Origin of the sequence: Methylobacterium aquaticum (assembly GCF_001043915.1) — a bacterium.
In the GTDB taxonomy this organism is placed as follows: domain Bacteria; phylum Pseudomonadota; class Alphaproteobacteria; order Rhizobiales; family Beijerinckiaceae; genus Methylobacterium; species Methylobacterium aquaticum.
The window spans coordinates 1-849 of record NZ_LABX01000333.1; the positions used below are offsets into that span (position 1 = coordinate 1).

Below are 849 nucleotides of genomic sequence, written 5' to 3' on the forward strand. Positions count from 1 at the left end.
GCGAGCGAACCCGCCTTCACCATGCCGGTCAGCGTGACCGTATCGTCGTCCCCGCCCGTCGAGATCTGCGCCGCATCCACGACGGTGATGTCGCCGTCGAGCGTCACCGTATTGGTGCCGTCCCCGGCATCAATCGACAGCGAACCCGCCTTCACCGTGCCAGTCAGCGTGACATTATCGTCGCTGCTGCCCGTCGTGATCTGGGCCGACCCGCCGATTACGTACTCGCCGGTCAGCGACACCGTGTTGGTCCCACCTCCGGCGTCGATCCGTAGCGACCCGAGGCCAGCCACGCCGCCCGACACCGAACCGTACATGCCCGTGAACGTGATGCTGTCCCGGCCGGCGCCGGTCACCACCGCGAGCTCACCCGCGACCATGAAGCCGCCGTCGAGCACAACACGGTTGGTGCCCTCGCCCGCCATGATCGCGAGCGAGCCCGCCTTCACCGTGCCGGTCAGCGTGATCGTATCGTCATCCCCGCCCGTCGAGATCTGCGCCGCGTCCACGATGGTAACGTCGCCGTCGAGCGTCACCGTATTGGTGCCGTCCCCGGCATCAATGGATAGCGAGCCCGCCTTCACTGTGCCGGTCAGCGTGACCGTGTCGTCGTCCCCACCCGTCGTGATCTGGGCCGACCCGTCGATCGCGTACTCGCCGGTCAGCGACACCGTGTTGGACCCACCTCCGGCGTCGATCCGCAACGACCCGAGGCCAGCCACGCCGCCCGACACCGAGCCGTAGGTGCCCGTGAGCGTGATGCTGTCCTGGCCGGCGCCGGTCACCACCGCGAGCTCGCCCGCGACCGTGAAGCCGCCGTCGAGCACAACACGGTTGGTGCCCTCCCCC

General features: G+C 68.7%; 1 pseudogene. It reads right to left on the reverse strand.

Annotated features, from left to right (window positions below):
* Window positions 1-849: pseudogene (locus VP06_RS37540) on the reverse strand (hypothetical protein); the annotation flags it as partial.